The organism is Actinoplanes regularis, from assembly GCF_900188005.1.
GTDB classification, from domain to species: domain Bacteria; phylum Actinomycetota; class Actinomycetes; order Mycobacteriales; family Micromonosporaceae; genus Actinoplanes; species Actinoplanes regularis.
In genome coordinates this window covers 256402-272788 of the sequence record NZ_FZNR01000004.1, presented here as the reverse complement: position 1 = coordinate 272788, position 16387 = coordinate 256402, and the positions used below count along the sequence as shown (strand labels likewise).

Genomic DNA, 16387 nt, shown 5'->3' with positions numbered 1-16387 from the left:
AACGCCTGGGATACGGACATCGGGCCCAGCTGGGGAACCGGGGGCGCGGCCGGGCCGGGGGCGCGCGGACGTCGCGCGGGATTGTCACTAGGCTCGGCCCGAAAGGCCCGGTCACGGGGCTCCATGTTCGTACCGCGAAAGGCTCTGCCGAGGACCACGGCGGACCGGAAGCGAACCGGGGGTTCGTCGTCGGGGACGGGCATGGCAAGGTGTGCGGGTGGAGATCGAGTTGGCTGATGACGTCGCAGGTCACGAGCCGGTCGCGGCGCCGCGGGGCGCCGGGTACGCCGACGCCGTGCAGGTCGGCCGTGTGGTCGGCGTGGAAGCGCCGGGGCGGCGCGGGTCCGGATATCTGATCGCCGGGCGGCTGGTGCTGACCTCGGCCCACACGACCCCGGAGGTCGGGGCGGCGGTGCGGATCCATCCGATCGCCTCCGGCCGGAGCTTCGCCGGGGTGGTGACCTGGCGTGGGACGCCGGGTGGACGGCAGGACGCCGCGCTGGTCCAGGTGGATGATCCGGCCTGGATCGAGCCGGACGGCCGGGATCCGGCATTCGGACGGCTGGCGACGGGACGACCGCACCTGCCGGCCGAGGCGTGGGGGTTTCCGCGCTGGACCGAGCGGCCGGAGTGGCCCACCGACACCTGGCGGGTGACCGGTTCGGTGAGTCCGGGCAGTCGCTTCGAGGGTGACCGGTTCGTGCTCGACCTCACCCATCAGCCGCCGGCCGGGGAGGCACCGTGGGCCGGGCTGCCGGGCGGCGCCGTGTTCTGCGGCGGCCTGCTGATCGGCGTCGTCGCCGGTGACCTCGACGTCGGTCCCGGGCGGCTCGAGGTTGTGCCGGTCAGCACCCTGTGCCGGGAGCCGGGCTTCGCCGACGCGGCCGGGCGGGCGGTGCCGAGGCTGTCGCCGGTCGAGCTGACCGAGGCCCAGCTGACCGAATCGGATCAGCTGCTTTCGCCCGCGGCGCTGCTGCGGGCCGGCGCCGAGATCGTCGGTTTCCGCGGCCGGCATCGGCTGATGGACGACATGGACGACTGGTGCGCCGGGAACGGCTTCGCGGCGCTGCTGCTGCACGGGCCGGGGGGCCAGGGCAAGTCCCGGGTCGGCTACGAGCTGACCGCCGAGCGGACCGCCGACGGCTGGGCGACCCTGTGGCTCGACGCGGGCACCTCCGACGAGGCGATCGCCGCGGTCAGCGGCGTCGTGGTGCCGCTGCTGATCGTGGTGGACCGTGCGGACAGCCGCCCCGAGCAGGTCAGGACATTGCTGCGGGCGTGCGCCCGGCACGACGGCGCACAGCCGCTGCGGGTGCTGCTGATCGCCCGGACGGCCGGCGACTGGTGGCGGCTGCTGCGGACCGACCGGGTCGCCGAGCAGCTGCTCGCCCACGCCTCCGTGGTGGCGCTGCCGCTCCTGGACGACGACGCGTCCGGCCAGCTCGACGCCTATCAGCAGGCGGTCCACGAGCTGGCCGCCGCGCTCCCGCGGGTGCCCGGATACGCCGGACATGACTGGCCGGCCATCGCGGCCCGGCTGATCGCCGTGTCCCACGAGCCCGGCGGCCCGGTCCTGGCGGTGCAGATCGAGGCTCTCGCGGATCTGCTCGACGCGGTCTGGCCCGGCTCGGCGGCGAGCGCGCGGCAGAGCGCCGAGGACCGGGTGCTGGCCCACGAGCGGCGCTACTGGGCGTTCACGGCGGCCTGGCACGGCCTGCCCTTCGACGAGGCGGTGTTGCAGGATCTGCTGGCCGTCGCGATGCTGTTCAGCCCCGCCGACGACGACCAGGCCGACCGGTTGCTGAGCGGGATCGCCGCGCTGGACGGGCAGCCGCGGGAGTGCCGGGACGCGGTCCGGGGCTGGCTGGCCGACCTCTATCCGGGCACGGACGGCGAACCGTGGGGCAGCCTGCAGCCGGACCGGCTCGCCGAACGCTTCGTCGGCCTGCGCCTGACCGAATCGCCCGAGCTGCCCGAGCCGCTCATCCCGGTCGTCACCGAGGGCCAGCGTCGACGCATGCTGACGGTCTACGCACGCGCCGCGCGGCAGCCGGGCCTCGCCGACCAGCTGACCGACCTCTGTGTCCGGCACGCCGATCGGCTCACCCAGGCCACGATCGACGCGGCCGGCCTGGTGGAGACGCCGCAGCCGCTGGTCGCCGCCCTGCGGCGGATCAGCGCCGACCCGGGCGCCGAGGTCGAACGGCTGGCCCCGATCGGCGAATGGCTCCCCCGCCACGGTCACGACCACACCGTGTGGGCGGTCGAGATCACTCAGCGCATCGCCGAGCTGCACCGGCGCGCGGGCCGGGAGGCGGAGCTGGCCACCGCCCTGAACAACCTCTCGGTGCGCCTCGGCGACCTCGGCAGCAACGGGCCGGCGCTCGCGGCGATCGAGGAAGCCGTCCTGATCCACCGCCGGCTCGCCGGACAGCAGCCGGAGACGTTCGAGGCTGATCTCGCCAGGTCGCTGAGCAATCTCTGCGTCCGGCTCGGCGAGCTGGGTCAGCTCGAACCGGGCCTGACCGCCGGCGAGGAGGCCACCGAGCTCTACCGGCGGCTCGACGACCGGGAACCCGGCACGTTCCTGCCCGATCTGGCCATGGCACTGCGGAACCTCGCACTCTGCCTCGGTGCGCTCGAACGGTTCCCGCAGGCGCTGGCCGCGATCGAGGAGTCCGTCCTGCTCTACCAGCGGCTCGCGGAAGAACGACCGGACGAGTTCCTGCCCGATCTGGCCGTGTCGCTGAGCATCCTCGGCATCAACCTGGGCAGCCTCGACCGGGACGAGGAGAGCCTGCACGTGGCCGAGCAGGCCGTGCTGATCCGCCGGCGGCTCACCGCGCGGCGACCCGACGCGTCGCTGCCCGGCCTGGCCACCGCGCTGACCGACCTGGCCGTCCGGCACGTGGTGCTCAACCAGCGGCCGGAGGCGCTCGCCGCCGTCGAGGAGGCGCTCGCCATCCGGCACCGGCTCGTGGAGAAGTGGCCGGAGACGTTCGGTGAAGACCTGGAGTGGTCACTTCACGTACAGAAGGTGATCCTGGAAGCCTGAGGTCGCCTACCAGTCCGCCTACCAGGAGATGCTGGAGGCCCAGCTCGACAGTTCGGTGCGGGCGGTCGTGAGCGTCGCGGCCGGGATGCCGGCCGCATCGGAGGTGTTGACGATCAGGGCGACGTGCACGGTGCCGGACGCGGAGCCCGAAGCGGTCAGCAGGAGGCGCTGGGCGGTCGAGGCCCCCGTCTCGGTCGTGGCGGCGATGGCACCGGCGGAGGGGATGCCGGAGACGGCTCCGAGATCGCTGACCACGGTGGTGCGGGCCGGGACGAAGGAACCGGGGAGGTGCAGTTCGGTCGGGGCGGCGACGGCGGTGTCGCGCCAGACCAGGACGCCGTACTGGCGGGAGGCGACCAGCGAGGCGATGGTTCCGAACCGGGAGGGAACGGTCAGCCAGGCCTTCTGGGTGCCGGAGCCGGCGAAGCCGTCGCGGGCCAGATCCTCGTAGGCGAAGGCCAGGGTGTGGCCGGCCACCGCGGACGGGTAGAGGCGGTCGAGGACGCGGCGGTCGAGGCGCAGGGCGCCGTTGGCGATCACCGAGTGGTCCTCGCCGTTCCAGGCGTCCCCGCTGGTCTGCACCTTGTTGGGATTGCCGTTCATCAGCTCGGAGTGGCGGCCGCTGTAGACGTCCCAGTGCCACTGGGTGGCGGAGAGGACCGTGCCGGAGGTCGCCGCGCTGTTCCAGAAGCTCGCGCCGGACAGGCGGGAGTCCAGGCCCTGGTACATGGCGCGGACCATCCACGGGGTGCGGGAGTTGCTCATGGCGTTTCCGAATTCGGAGACGAAGCCCGTGGTGCCGAGGCCGGCGGCGCGGTCACGGATGCGGTTCATGGCCGCGGAGTAGGTGCCGTCACCGGCGGCGGTCGGGTCGATGGTGATGCGGGCGCCGTCGTAGTAGTGGCTGTTGAAGACGTAGCGACCACCCAGCGCGGGGATCGTGCTGAGACCGCCGGCCTCGCTGAACGTGGTGTTCCAGAAGACCAGCGGCTCGGCGTAGAGCGGGAGGGCGGACCAGCCCGCGCTGTCCATCACGGCGCGGAACCGCTGGTAGAAGGGCAGTAGGTAGTTCTGCTCCCAGGTGGTGCCGGACGCGCCGTCGAGGCCGCCGTCGAACGGTTCGTTGAACGGGTCGACGCCGAGCATCAGGTCCTTGGGCAGCGTGTTGCCGAGGTGGGTCAGCGCGGCGGCCGCCTGGGTGAGGTACGCGTCCTGTACGCCGTAGTTGTTGTGCCAGAAGTCGTACGCGGCCTTCCGGACGGCGTTGCTGGTCAGCATGTTCTGACCCCAGAGCACGCAGATCCCGCACGACTCGGTCGGGTAGGCCCCTTTGTCGATCACCCACTTCGGCGCGCCGTCGCCGGTGTACCAACTGCCGGTGTTGAAGAGGTACGACGAGTAGAGATCCTGGTGGTAGTCGAGCAGCACGTGGATGCCACGGTCGGTGAACTGTTTGATCTGAGCGGCCGCCCGGTCGAGATAGGCCGTGTCGATCGTGTTCGGGGCCGGCTGGACGCCCTCCCAGCTGATCAGGAAGCGGATCGCGTTGGCGCCGGTCTGCTCGCGCATCACCGCGGCCGAGGCGGCCGCGTCGGCGGTGCTGCGGAACGGCAGCAGTCCGGTCTCGTGGAGCTTGGCGCTGCCGGAGACGTTGAAACCACGGAAGGTGAGTTCGCGGCCGTACGGGTCGGTGAACCCGCTGGCGGCGGCGAACGCGGGCTGCGGCACGGCGACCGCGAACCCCAGGAGCAGCAGCACAAGTAACAATCGCGCTCGCACCATGTATCGAAGTTAATAACTTTTCAATGTTCCGCAAAGGACCCGAATACGCATCACCTGGCGCGACCCGAAGTCCTCCGTACGGGATGAGGGCAGGCGGCCCGGCAGGCGCTCCACTGGACGAACGAGAAGTCGATCCTGACGCCGACGAGGTCGGCGCCCACCTCGGAAGGGAAACCGTCGTGTTCGACGACAACGGCTCGTTCCTGCTGGCGATGTTCGAGTTCTTCATCTTCTTCGCCTGGTTCATGTGCCTGTTCTGGGTCTTCGGCGACCTGTTCCGCAGCAAGGACCTCGGCGGCGTGGCCAAGACGTTCTGGACCCTGTTCCTGATCTTCCTGCCGATCCTCGGCATGCTGGTCTACCTCATCGCCCGCGGCGGCGGCATGACCGAGCGCGCACTCGCCGCCCAGGCGGAAGCGGTGCGCCGGCAGGACGCCTACATCAGGTCGGTCGCGGCGCCGGGCGGCGGCAGCGTCACCGATGAGATCGCGTCCGCCAAAGAGCTTCTCGACTCCGGCGCCATCAGCGCGACCGAGTTCGAGTCGCTGAAGGCGAGCGCCCTGACCAAGGCCAAGAACACCACAACCCCGGTCGCCTAGGCGGTCCATGAGGCGGCACCCGGTCGCACCCGGGTGCCGCCTCAGGTCAGATGCAGGGCGCCGGTTCGCTCAGGACGCGTACGCCGAGTCCGCGCAGTGCCGCGATGCGCTGGTGAATCACCGCCATCGACTCGTCCTGCAGCCGGGACCAGCCGGCCTGGCCGGTGATCTGGCCGGAGTGCCGCCGGTACAGCCAGGTGACGTCCGGCGGCAGGAAGCCCGGAGTCGTCTCGGCCAGCGCCACCAGCAACGCCAGATCCCCGCCGCGCGGCGTGGCCACCCAGCCGCCGAACGCGCGAACGGTCCCGGTGCGCGCGGTGAGCCCGGCGCACGGCGCCGCGGGCCTGCCGCTGTCGAGGATCAGCTGGGTCAGCACGCCCTGCTCGATCAGTCCGGGTTCCAGCGGTGCGGGGAACGACAGGCGGGAGGAGTCAGGCAGCAGGTCGTGAGCCTGTCCGGTGACCCAGTGGATGCGCGGGTGAGCGTCGAACGCTTCGATCGCCGTTCGCAGCGCGTTCGGGAGCAGCAGGTCATCGGAGTCGAGCACGTGCACCAGCGAGCCACTCGCGCGGGCGAGGGCGACATTCCGTGCGATGTTGACGCCCAGGGACTCACCGTTGGCCTGGTAGCGGGAGAACGGGAAGCGCTGCGCCACGACGGCCGGCGTCGAGGCCGAACCGTCCTCCTGGATGAGCCACTCCAGCTCCCAGCCGGCCGGCAGGTCCTGCGCGGCGAGGCTCTCGCCCGCCTCGGCGAGGAACTCCGCCCGTTCCGCATGAACGGGGGGTGAGGACGGAGATCAACGGCATGGGGCACCTTTCCTGGGTGGTTCACCGGAGGGCACGGAAGCCTCGGTCGGCCGGTGCGGCGCGGACGACGGTACCGCAGCCGCGGTCGCGGCCGATCCCACTCATTCGGCGTGATCGCATCCTCGGTTCGGCCCGGTCTTCGAGCGAGGGTCACCCGCTGGGTGGTCCTTGCCTGATCGAGGCCGGCACGAGCGCGATCGCCGCCTCCGTACGCTGTGGTTCCGTCATGGCACCCAGGAGCGCGGTGCGGGGGCCGGGACCCAGCCCGATCAGGATGTCGGCCGCCGCGGCAGGCGGTAGTTCGGCCAGCAACGCCGCGCCGTCGGTGGCGGAGATGGCTGACAGCAGGGTCACCGCTTTCGCGTGCGGAAGGCTCCTGATTATCTGCGATGCCCTGGCATCGGGGATCGCTGCCATGGTTTCTCTCAGCTGGGAGTCCGAGAGACTGCCGAGCAGCCCGGCGGCCGGGTCGGCGTTCATGAACGCCATCAGGTTCGCCCTGCGGGAGATCGGCAGTGAGTCGATGAGTCGCAGACTGGCGCTGTGGTCGAGCGTGAACAGTAGATCGGCGGCCAGCGCGACCGGTACGGCGGCATCGGCGATCAGCGAGCCGGTCCAGTCCGCGGGCATCTTCGCCACCAGGATTTCCGCTTCGTGGCGTGGCATCAGCACGAGCCGCTGCGACAGGACGGGCACCGGCATGCGGGGAAGCAGTTGCCGAACGGTGTAGGTGCCGAGCAACTGGAGGTGCTCGGCCGCCATGGAAGGGTCCTCGGCCTGCAGCAGCGTGGCGGCCACGGTCGTATCCAGTTGTTCGATACACCCGGCGGCCGGTTGCGGGGACATGGCATGCAAGCATTCGACGGCCGCTTCGGTCGGCATGTCGGCGAGGTATCGGGTGCATCGGTCGGATGGGAGTGCGTCCAGGACCTTGCCGAGGTTGCCTCCGGTGACGTCGAGTGATTCGGCGCTGAGGAAATCGAAGACCGCCTGCAGCGAAGCTCGCTCGGAGTGATGGGCGAGGCGCTCGACGACAATCTGTGCGGCTTTGAATTGATTTTCGCGACGCCGATATCGGGCGGCGTGGGCGATCCGGTTTCTCGCCTGAGTCCATAGTGGAATCTGATCCGGTGGGATGCCGCATCCTTCGGCGAACCGGTAGACGACGCTGGCGCGAGGCAGCACCCGCCCCGACTCGGCGTTACCAAGGGTGCTGCGTGGGATACCTGTGCTCTGTGCCAGCTCCCGCAAGGTGAGCGGCTCGTGCGCGGGAGTCGGGCGGGGTGCCGTCAGCCGAAGCAGTGCCAGTTGCCGCCCTAGATCGGCGATCGTCCTCACCGACGCGGGGTCCGGTTCCTCGGCTGCTGATGCAGGGTCAGGCGGTCCTGTCGTCTCTGCGGTCAACACCGTCCCATGATGGCCACGGGAGGCCGGCCCTGTCCCATCTGTAGCCCGAATAGGTGAATCCCGATAGGACGGTGTTTCGTCGAACAGAAGCCTGTTCGGGGTGCCGCTCCGGCCGTCTCCCCCGGCCGCCACGTGCACCTGGACGGCGGTTTCGACGTCGCTCACCGGATCGGACAGCAGGTACGTCGCAGCTGAAGGCGGCTATTCCAGGGTGAGCGTCACGTCTACATTGGCGAAAAGCTCGTCTCGTGACTACAGACGTGCGCAAGAAGGGTGGCAGCCGCTGGAACGGCCGCCACCCGGACTCCCGTACCCGTGCTGCGAGTTAGGAGTTGTCATGGACTTTAGCCGTTACTGCGGCTCCGTGGCACCGTTGTCGCCCCCTCAGGGTGAGAAGGACGATGACCGTGCCACAACCCGATGACGACAGTGTCGACAGTGATTCCGTAGTCGGCCGCAAGCGTCGATGGCGAAGGCCGAGCCGGGGCACCGTCCTGTTGGTCGTCGAGGCCGCCGGAGTGGTGGTTGCGGTGATCACGCTCGTCAAGAGCTGGATCTCGTGATGTGCGTCCGGCCGGCCCGCGGCCGAGGGATTGTGAGGATCCGGTGAAGAAGTTCTGGGTGAAACGGTGGGAGGGAAGAAGCGTGCAGGAACCGCACAGGTTCTTCACAGAGTGAACCTACGGTCGCCCCCTCGAACGGAAAACGAGGGGGCCGTCATGTGTGGTCTGAGTGCGTACTTCAGCAGCCGGTCCGACGCTGGGCCGGTCGACGAGGCGACGACCGCGGCGTTCGCGGCCGCGTTACAGAGCATGCGGCACCGGGGTCCGGACGACACGCAACTCGAGTACGGGGACGGGTACGCGCTGGGCTTCAACCGGCTCGCGATCATCGATCGGGAGCACTCGGTGCAGCCGCTGCGCTACGCCGATCGGTGGTCGGTCGTCTTCAACGGCGAGATCTACAACTACCGGGAGTTGCGGGCCGACCTGATCCGCGAGCACAACGCGACCTTCGCCACCGAGGGGGACACCGAGGTCCTGGCGGCCGCGTTCCACTACTGGGGTGAGGCGGCGCTGCCCCGGCTGCGCGGCATGTTCGCGTTCGTCGCCTACGACCACCGGACCGGCACCGTGCACGCCGCCCGGGACGCGTTCGGGATCAAGCCGCTCTATCTGCTCGAGACCGCGGACGGGCTGTGGCTGGCGAGCGAGCGCAAGGCGCTGGACCGGTTCGCCGCGCCGGCCGGCGGGGCGCTCGATCTCGACTCGGTCAGCCACTATCTGACGTACCAGTATGTTCCGGATCCGCGGACCCTGCACCGGCACATCCGCCGCCTGCCGCCGGGGCACCGTCTGGTCTGGACGCCCGGTGGCGGGGTCCGCGAGCACCGCTGGTTCCGGCCGTCGCTGCGGCCGCTGCGGCTGCAGCCGGAGGTCGCCCACCAGGCGATCCAGGACGCGCTGCGGGCGAGTGTCCGCAAGCACCTGCACGCCGAGGTCCCGGTCGGTACGTTCCTGTCCAGCGGGGTCGACTCGTCCGCGATCACCGCGCTCGCGGCCGAGGCGCGGCCGGGGATCCACGCGTTCACGGCCGGGTTCGCGGCCGACGGGTACTCGGAGATCGAGATCGCCGAGGACACCGCCCGGCAGCTGGGGGTTCCGCTGACCCCGACGGTCGTCACCGACGAGCAGGTTCTCGCCGAGCTGCCACGGATCGTCGAACTGCTGGACGATCCGGTGGCCGACCCGTCGCTGATCCCGCTCTACTTCCTGGCCCGCACCGCGTCCCGGTACGTCACCGTGGTCCTGTCCGGCGAGGGCTCGGACGAGCTGTTCGGCGGGTACACGATCTACCGCGAGCCGCTGTCGCTGGCCGGGGTGGACCGGCTGCCGCAGGGTGTCAAACGGGGGCTGAAGCAGCTCGCGCACGTACTGCCCGAGGGGGTGAAGGGCCGCTCGTTCCTGGAGCGCGGGACCACCCCGATCGAGCAGCGCTACTACGGCAACGCCCGGATCTTCGATCCGGCGGAGAAGGCGCGGATCATGCGGTTCACCGCCGAGCCGCACACGGCGATCACCTCCCGGTTGTACGCCGAGACCGCCGACGTGGACGAGGTCGCGTCCATGCAGTACGTGGACCTGCACACCTGGCTGCCCGGCGACATCCTGGTCAAGGCGGACCGGATGTCGATGGCGCACAGCCTGGAGCTGCGCGTGCCGTTCCTGGATCAGCAGGTCTACGCCGCCGCGGCGGGCCTGTCGACCGAGCTGAAGCTGCCGGCCGGGTCCCGCACCACCAAGGCCGCGCTGCGTGAGGCGATGCGCGGCGTCGTACCGGAGTCCGTGCGCGACCGCGCCAAGCTGGGCTTCCCCACGCCGACCCGGTTGTGGCTGCGCGGGGTGATCGGCGACTGGGTGGATCACCTGCTGGCCACCTCGCAGACCGGTCACCTGCTCGACCTCGACTATGCCCGCGGTCTGCTCGCCGAGCACCGGGCCGGGACGGCGGACCGGTCGCGCAAGGTGTGGACGGTCGCGATGTTCTGTCTGTGGCACGCGATCAATGTGGAGCGCAGCATCACGGTTGCCCGGCCGGAGCAGCACCTCACGGCTCATTGAGCCTCCCGTACCGCGGCGCCGCCCACCCTCTCCCCGGGCGGCGCCGCATCTATTGCGAAGAATTCTTTGCATAGATATCTTCTCATACATGACCCGGAATGAGCCGCGCGTCCTCGATGTGGACGCGCTCAAGGCCCTCGCCCACTCGCTGCGCCAGCGGATGCTGACCAGGCTGCAGCGGGAGGGCCCCGCGACCTCGGCCGAGCTGGCCGCCGAGTTCCGCACCGATCGCGGCGCGACCAGCTACCACCTGCGCCAACTCGCCCGGTTCGGGTTCATCGAGGAGGACGCGGGACGGTCGGCGGGGCGCCGCAGGTACTGGCGTGCCGTCCCTCAGGACCTGCGGCTGCCCCGCCGCTCCGACGACCCCGAGGTGGCCGCGGCCGCCGAGGAGGTCAGCCGGCAGTGGTTCGACCGCGGCAAGCAGGAACTCGAGGACTACCTGCGCGACCGGGAGACCTACAGCGAATGGGCCGAGGCCGTCATGCACTCCTACGGCGGCACCCGGCTCACCCCGGAGGAGCTCAAACAGTTCGGCGAGGAGTACATCGCCTTCCTCAAACGCTGGCATCGAGGGCCCGGCGAGGACACACCCGGCGCCCGGCACATCACCGTCCTCTTCAACGCGTTCCCCTCCACGGTGGAGACGCCCGAGGAGAAGCCGGCCGGGAGCCCGTCATGACCGCTCTCTGGCGCAACCGGGACTTCACCGCCCTCTGGGCCGGCCAGATGGTCTCCGCCCTCGGCGCCTCGATCACCAGCACGGCCACTCCCCTGCTGGTCCTGGCGACCACCGGCTCCGCGAAGGACGCCGGCCTGGTCGGCGCGGCCGGCACCCTGCCGTTCCTGATCGGCAACCTGCCCGCCGGAGCCCTCGTCGACCGCTGGAACCGGCATCGCATCCTGCTCGTCAGCGAGCTGCTGGCGGCGCTGTCGATCATCACGGTGCCGCTCGCGATCTGGTCCGGCCGGTTGACCGTCGCCCAGCTGTGCGTGGTCGCGTTCGTACAGGGAATGTGCTTCGCGTTCTTCGATCTCGCCGAGCGTGCCGCCCTCCCGCGGGTCGTCGAGCCCGAGCAGCTGGCCACCGCGATAGCGAACAACGAGGCCCGCAGCCGGGGCGCGACCCTGGCCGGGCCGCCGATCGGCGGAGCGCTGTTCGCCGCCGGGCGCGCGTGGCCGTTCCTGGTGGACGCCGTCACCTATCTGCTCGCGGCCATCGCCCTGCTCTGGGTGCGCCGGGATCTCAACAGCGAGAACCCGCCCCGGGAGCCGGTGTTGCGATCGGCGATGGAGGGCCTGCGCTGGGTCTGGCGCCATCCGCTGATCCGCACCGGGATCCTGCTCGTCGCCGCCAGCAACCTGACCTTCCGGGCGCTGGTCCTGGTCCTGGTGGTGCTCGCCGGCAAGCAGGGCGCGAGCCCGGCCACGATCGGGGTGATGCTCGGGATCTACAGCACCGGCGGGCTGCTCGGCGCGATCGCCGCCGGACGCCTGCACAAGCATTTCCAGCCCCGCACCGTGATCATCGGGGTGAACTGGGTGTGGGCGGCGTTGCTGCCACTGTTCGCGTTCGCCGTCGTGCCCTGGCAGCTGGGCCTGATCGGCGCCGTCACGGCGTTCGTCGGCCCGCTGTGGAACGTGGTGATCGGCGCCTACGCGGTCACCCTGGTCCCCAACGAGCTGCTCGGCCGGGTCAACAGCGCGGGCATGGCGCTGACCTGGGGTGTGATGCCGATCGGTTCGCTCGCCGCCGGCTACCTGCTCGACGGGGTCGGCCCGACCGGGGCGATCTGGACGCTGTCGGCGTTCATGCTGCTCACCGCGGTGGCGGGTACGGTCAGCCGGGCCGTACGGAAGGCGCCGCCGCTGGTCAGCTCACATACTCCCGAAGGTGCTGAGCGGTGAGAGTCTCCGACTTGGCGACCAACTCGTGCGGCGTACCGGTGAAGACGACCTGGCCACCGTCCTGCCCGGCGCCCGGCCCGAGATCGATGATCCAGTCGGCGTGGGCCATCACCGCCAGGTGATGCTCGATGACCACCACCGTGTTGCCGGTGTCGACCAGCCGGTCCAGCAGGGACAGCAACTGATCGACATCGGCCAGGTGCAGGCCGCTGGTCGGCTCGTCCAGCAGGTACGTCGCCGGCGACCCGCCCATGTGCACGGCCAGCTTGAGCCGCTGCCGCTCACCGCCGGAGAGCGTGTTGAGCGGCTGGCCGAGCGTGACGTAGCCGAGGCCGACCGCGGACAGTCGCTCGAGGACGGCCCGCGCGGCCTTCTCGGTGAAGAACTCGAGGGCCTCGCTGACCGGCATGGCCAGGACCTCGCTGATGTCCCGGCCGCGCAGCTTGTACTCCAGCACACGCGCGGTGAAGCGGCGGCCCTCGCACTCCTCGCAGACGCCGGCGACCCCGGCCATCATCGCCAGGTCCTGATAGACCAGGCCGATGCCCTTGCAGTTCGGGCAGGCACCCTCGGAGTTCGCGCTGAACAGGGCGGCCTTGACCTTGTTGGCCTTGGCGAAGGCGGTGCGGACGGCGTCGAGCAGGCCGGTGTACGTAGCGGGATTGCTGCGCCGGGAGCCACGGATCGCCGACTGGTCGACGACGATCACCCCGTCACGCCTGGGCAGCGACCCGTAGAGCAGCGAGCTCTTGCCCGAGCCGGCCACGCCGGTCACCACGGTCAGGACGCCCAGCGGGATGTCCACATCGACGTCGCGCAGGTTGTTGGCGCTCGCTCCGCGGATCGGGATGCTGGTCGACCGCTCGCGGCAGAGCTCCTTGAGCCCGACCTTGTGCCCGAGGTAGCGGCCGGTCAGGGAGCTGGAGGACCGCAGACCCTCGACGGAACCCTCGTACTGGATCCGGCCGCCGTCCGGGCCCGCACCGGGTCCGAGATCGATCACATGGTCGGCGATCGCGATCGTCTCCGGCTTGTGCTCCACGACCAGGACCGTGTTGCCCTTGTCCCGCAGCCGCGCCAGCAACCCGTTCATCCGCTGGATGTCGTGCGGGTGCAGCCCGACCGTCGGCTCGTCGAAGACGTACGTGATATCCGTCAACGACGACCCGAGGTGCCGGACCATCTTGACCCGCTGCGCCTCCCCGCCCGACAGCGTCGCCGACTCCCGGTCCAGCGACAGGTAGCCGAGTCCGATCTCGACCAGCGACTCCAGGGTGTGCCGCAGGTTGCGCACCACCGGCGCCACCGACGGCTGGGTGATCTCGGCGAGAAGTTCGGCCAGGTCGCTGACCTGCATCGCCGAGCACTCGGCGATGTTCCTGCCGGCGATCCGGGACTCCAGGACGGCCGGTTTGAGGCGCGCGCCGGCGCAGTCCGGGCAGGTGGTGAACGTGGCGATCCGGTCGATGAAGGCCCGGATGTGCGGCTGCGCCGACTCCCGCTCCTTCGACAGGTACATCCGCTGGACCTTGAGGACCAGCCCCTCGTACGTCGTGTTCACCCCGGCGATCCGCAGCTTGACCGCCGGCTTGTGGAGGAAGTCCGCCCACTCCTGCTCGGTGAAGTCACGCAGCGGCTTGTCCGGATCGAACAGTCCGGACTCGGCGAAACCCCGCACGTACCAGCCGCCGGGGCTGAAGTTCGGCACGGTGATCGCGCCCTGGTTGATCGATTTGTCGCGGTCGACCAGCCCGTCGACGTCGATGCTGGACACCCGGCCCAGCCCCTCGCAGGCCGGGCACATGCCCTCGGCGTTGAACGAGTACGCCAGGGCGCTGCCGGCGCTCGGCTCGCCCAGCCGGGAGAAGAGGATCCGCAGCATCGTGTACGCGTCGGTGACGGTGCCGAGCGTGGAGCGGGCGTTGGCGCCCATCCGCTCCTGGTCCACCACGATCGCGGCGCTGAGGTTGTGCAGCGCGTCCACGTCCGGCCGGGCCGGACTGCCCATGAACGACTGCAGGAAGGCGGAGTACGTCTCGTTGATCAGCCGCTGCGACTCGGCCGCGATGGTGCCGAAGACCAGCGAGGACTTGCCCGAGCCGGAGACGCCGGTGAAGACGGTGAGCTGGTGTTTCGGGATGTCCAGCGAGATGTCGCGAAGGTTGTTCTCCCGCGCGCCCCGGACCTGGATCAACTCGTGTTGGTCAGGATCAGCCAGCACGCCGGCGAGCCCTCCTGGCCGCGAGTTCGTCACCCGCGGCGGGTTCCTCGGGCAGTTGACCCACCGGCTGCGGCGCGGCCGGCTCGGCGGGCAGATGCGACAGCGAACCCTGGATCTCCTTGAACGCACCGCCGATCGCGATGCCGAACACGCCCTGGCCACCCTGCAGCAGGTCGACGACCTCCTCCGGGGAGCGGCACTCGTAGACCGTGGTGCCGTCCGAGATCAGCGTGATCCCGGCCAGATCCTCGACCCCGTGTGAACGGAGCGTGTCGATCGCCCGGCGGATGTTCTGCAGCGAGACCCCGGCGTCCAGCAGGCGCTTGACGACCTTCAGAACGACCAGGTCACGGAACGAGTAGAGGCGCGACGTGCCGGAGCCGGAGGCGTCCCGCACGCTCGGCACCACCAGGGTGGTGCGCGCCCAGTAGTCGAGTTGCCGGTAGCTGATACCCACCGCCTGGCAGGCCGTCACCCCGCGATAGCCGACCGAGCCGTCCTCGCCGACGAGTGGGCCCTCAAGAGGCTGCTCGTGCACGCGACTACCTCCCCGCTGCCCATGATCAAACAATCTGGGCGGTGCCGGTTCACCTGGACTTCACGAGCGTATATCTCACTCGCTGGCGAAACATGGAGGTAACGGCACGACACGCCGCGTTCGGACGAGCGACACGCCGACACGCCGTAACTCTCAGCACCGCCGCTAGCCGGCGAAGTCCTCCGGCCGCACCTGGTCGAGGAACTCGCGGAACTTCTCGACCTCGTCCTCCTGCTCGTCCGGTATGACGATGCCGGCCTCGGTCAGCACCTGGTCGGCACAGCGGATCGGCGCACCCACCCGCAACGCCAGCGCGATCGAGTCACTCGGCCGCGCGGAGACCCGCAGGTTCTCCCCGATCAGCAGGTCGGCGTAGAAGACGTTGTCCTTCAGCTCGGTGATCTCGACAGCCTTCAGCGGCTGCTGCAACGCCGCCAGGATGTCCCGCAGCAGATCGTGGGTGAGCGGCCGGGCCGGTTTCACACCCTGCTGCTCGTACGCGATCGCGGTCGCCTCCACCGCGCCGATCCAGATCGGCAGGTACCGGTCACCATCGACCTCTCGCAGCAACACGATCGGCTGGTTGCTGGGCAGCTCCACCCGAACCCCGACCACGCTCAGCTCGCGCACCGCCGCCTCCGTGTTCGTTGTTGTCGCCGCCCCCAGACGGCCCGCCCCTTACCCTGCACGGTACACGCACGCCGAGCCGATCTGCCCCGCGCGGGATACCCCGCACAGGGTAGGCCGAACCGGGTCAGCGCCCCAGTTCGCCGCGCAGGCCGGTGCGAACCAGCGCCGCGTGCAGCCGCTGCGACAGGGCCTGCAGCTCACGGGCGGTGTCACTGGCCCGGGCGCGGGCCGCGGGGTCCTGCTGACGGGCCAGCGGCGCCAGCAACTGCGTGAACAGGCCGACCTCCCGGTCCGCCGAGTTCTTGAAGGCACGCAGGTGACGCACCTCCAGACCGAACCGGGTCAACCCGGCCACGGCCTCCACGATGATCACCGCGTCGGCGTCGTACCAGCCCGGCGGGCGCGCCACGACCAGACCGATCTGCTCCAGCTCGGCCAGCAGCGCCTCGTCGATCCCGGTCCGTTCGACCAGGTCGTCCTTCGGGATCCGGGAATCCGCCGGATCGGTGGCCCGCTGCGCGCCGACCGCCACCAGCGTCGGGCGCTGCGGAACCACCGGTTCCTGCTCCATCCGGTCCAACTGCTCCCGGATCACCCGCAGCGGCAGGTACTGGTCCCGCTGGGCGGTCAGTACGAAACGCAGCCGGGCCACGTCGTTCCAGGAGTACTTGCGGTACCCGGAGGCGGTACGTTGCGGGTCGACCAGACCCTCCGCCTCCAGGAACCGCAACTTCGAGATCGTGGTGTCGGGGAACTCCGTGCGCAGGTGAGCCAGCACCTCCCCGATGCTCATCAACGCACCCTCGCGCTCGCCCTG

The 16387-nt window shown here is 70.2% G+C and carries 12 protein-coding genes and 1 pseudogene; 6 read left to right on the top strand and 7 right to left on the bottom strand.

Annotation, left to right across the window (positions count from 1 at the left end):
* Window positions 1-217: 217 nt before the first annotated feature.
* Window positions 218-3055 carry a tetratricopeptide repeat protein gene (locus CHC09_RS13640; protein WP_143232311.1) on the top strand — a complete coding sequence of 946 codons (2838 nt, stop codon included), beginning with the start codon at window positions 218-220 and terminating at the stop codon, window positions 3053-3055.
* 18 nt (window positions 3056-3073) lie between these two features.
* On the opposite strand, the gene CHC09_RS13635 is transcribed toward CHC09_RS13640, so the two are convergent.
* On the bottom strand, window positions 3074-4837 hold the full coding sequence (locus CHC09_RS13635) for a cellulase family glycosylhydrolase (protein ID WP_089293433.1): 1764 nt from the start codon (window positions 4835-4837) through the stop codon (window positions 3074-3076).
* Window positions 4838-5016: 179 nt separating this feature from the next.
* Between CHC09_RS13635 and CHC09_RS13630 the strand changes: the two genes are divergently transcribed.
* On the top strand, window positions 5017-5436 hold the full coding sequence (locus CHC09_RS13630) for an SHOCT domain-containing protein (protein WP_089293432.1): 420 nt from the start codon (window positions 5017-5019) through the stop codon (window positions 5434-5436).
* A gap of 46 nt (window positions 5437-5482) precedes the next feature.
* On the opposite strand, the pseudogene CHC09_RS47100 reads toward CHC09_RS13630, so the two are convergent.
* Both CHC09_RS47100 and CHC09_RS13620 read right to left on the bottom strand, forming a co-directional pair.
* Window positions 5483-6208 (bottom strand): annotated as a pseudogene (locus CHC09_RS47100) (glycosyltransferase family A protein); the annotation flags it as partial.
* 187 nt (window positions 6209-6395) lie between these two features.
* Entirely contained in the window at window positions 6396-7583 is a 1188-nt protein-coding gene (locus CHC09_RS13620; RefSeq protein ID WP_143232310.1) for a magnesium transporter MgtE N-terminal domain-containing protein, read from the bottom strand.
* A gap of 476 nt (window positions 7584-8059) precedes the next feature.
* On the opposite strand from CHC09_RS13620, the gene CHC09_RS46250 reads away from it, so the two are divergent.
* From CHC09_RS46250 to CHC09_RS13605, 4 genes are all read left to right on the top strand, one after another.
* A complete protein-coding gene (locus tag CHC09_RS46250; RefSeq protein WP_179277077.1) occupies window positions 8060-8215 on the top strand; it encodes a hypothetical protein in 156 nt (51 codons plus the stop codon).
* Window positions 8216-8371: 156 nt separating this feature from the next.
* Entirely contained in the window at window positions 8372-10273 is a 1902-nt protein-coding gene (gene asnB, locus CHC09_RS13615; RefSeq protein WP_089293429.1) for an asparagine synthase (glutamine-hydrolyzing), read from the top strand.
* A gap of 88 nt (window positions 10274-10361) precedes the next feature.
* Entirely contained in the window at window positions 10362-10955 is a 594-nt protein-coding gene (locus CHC09_RS13610; RefSeq protein ID WP_179277076.1) for an ArsR/SmtB family transcription factor, read from the top strand.
* Window positions 10952-12181 carry an MFS transporter gene (locus tag CHC09_RS13605; protein WP_089293427.1) on the top strand — a complete coding sequence of 410 codons (1230 nt, stop codon included), beginning with the start codon at window positions 10952-10954 and terminating at the stop codon, window positions 12179-12181. The genes CHC09_RS13610 and CHC09_RS13605 overlap by 4 nt, the downstream gene beginning before the upstream one ends.
* Here CHC09_RS13605 and CHC09_RS13600 read toward each other — a convergent pair.
* The 4 genes from CHC09_RS13600 to ftsR form a co-directional block, all read right to left on the bottom strand.
* The gene (locus CHC09_RS13600) at window positions 12147-14402 is read right to left on the bottom strand and encodes an ATP-binding cassette domain-containing protein (RefSeq protein WP_239138310.1); all 2256 of its coding nucleotides are present in this window, start codon (window positions 14400-14402) and stop codon (window positions 12147-12149) included. The two genes, CHC09_RS13605 and CHC09_RS13600, sit on opposite strands and share 35 nt — an antisense overlap.
* The gene (locus CHC09_RS13595) at window positions 14392-14940 is read right to left on the bottom strand and encodes a MerR family transcriptional regulator (protein WP_089293425.1); all 549 of its coding nucleotides are present in this window, start codon (window positions 14938-14940) and stop codon (window positions 14392-14394) included. The genes CHC09_RS13600 and CHC09_RS13595 overlap by 11 nt, the downstream gene beginning before the upstream one ends.
* Window positions 14941-15105: 165 nt before the next feature.
* The gene (locus CHC09_RS13590) at window positions 15106-15570 is read right to left on the bottom strand and encodes a bifunctional nuclease family protein (protein ID WP_014692029.1); all 465 of its coding nucleotides are present in this window, start codon (window positions 15568-15570) and stop codon (window positions 15106-15108) included.
* 124 nt (window positions 15571-15694) lie between these two features.
* Window positions 15695-16363 (bottom strand): transcriptional regulator FtsR, encoded by a 669-nt coding sequence (gene ftsR, locus CHC09_RS13585; RefSeq protein ID WP_089293690.1) that lies wholly within the window; start codon window positions 16361-16363, stop codon window positions 15695-15697.
* Window positions 16364-16387: the final 24 nt, after the last annotated feature.

Excerpts from the sequence above, each read along its gene's own strand:
- asnB (WP_089293429.1), top strand. The coding sequence starts at position 8,372 with ATGTGTGGTCTGAGTGCGTACTTCAGCAGCCGGTCCGACGCTGGGCCG.
- CHC09_RS13605 (WP_089293427.1), top strand. The coding sequence starts at position 10,952 with ATGACCGCTCTCTGGCGCAACCGGGACTTCACCGCCCTCTGGGCCGGC.
- ftsR (WP_089293690.1), bottom strand. The coding sequence starts at position 16,363 with ATGAGCATCGGGGAGGTGCTGGCTCACCTGCGCACGGAGTTCCCCGAC.
- CHC09_RS13635 (WP_089293433.1), bottom strand. The coding sequence starts at position 4,837 with ATGGTGCGAGCGCGATTGTTACTTGTGCTGCTGCTCCTGGGGTTCGCG.
- CHC09_RS13610 (WP_179277076.1), top strand. The coding sequence starts at position 10,362 with ATGACCCGGAATGAGCCGCGCGTCCTCGATGTGGACGCGCTCAAGGCC.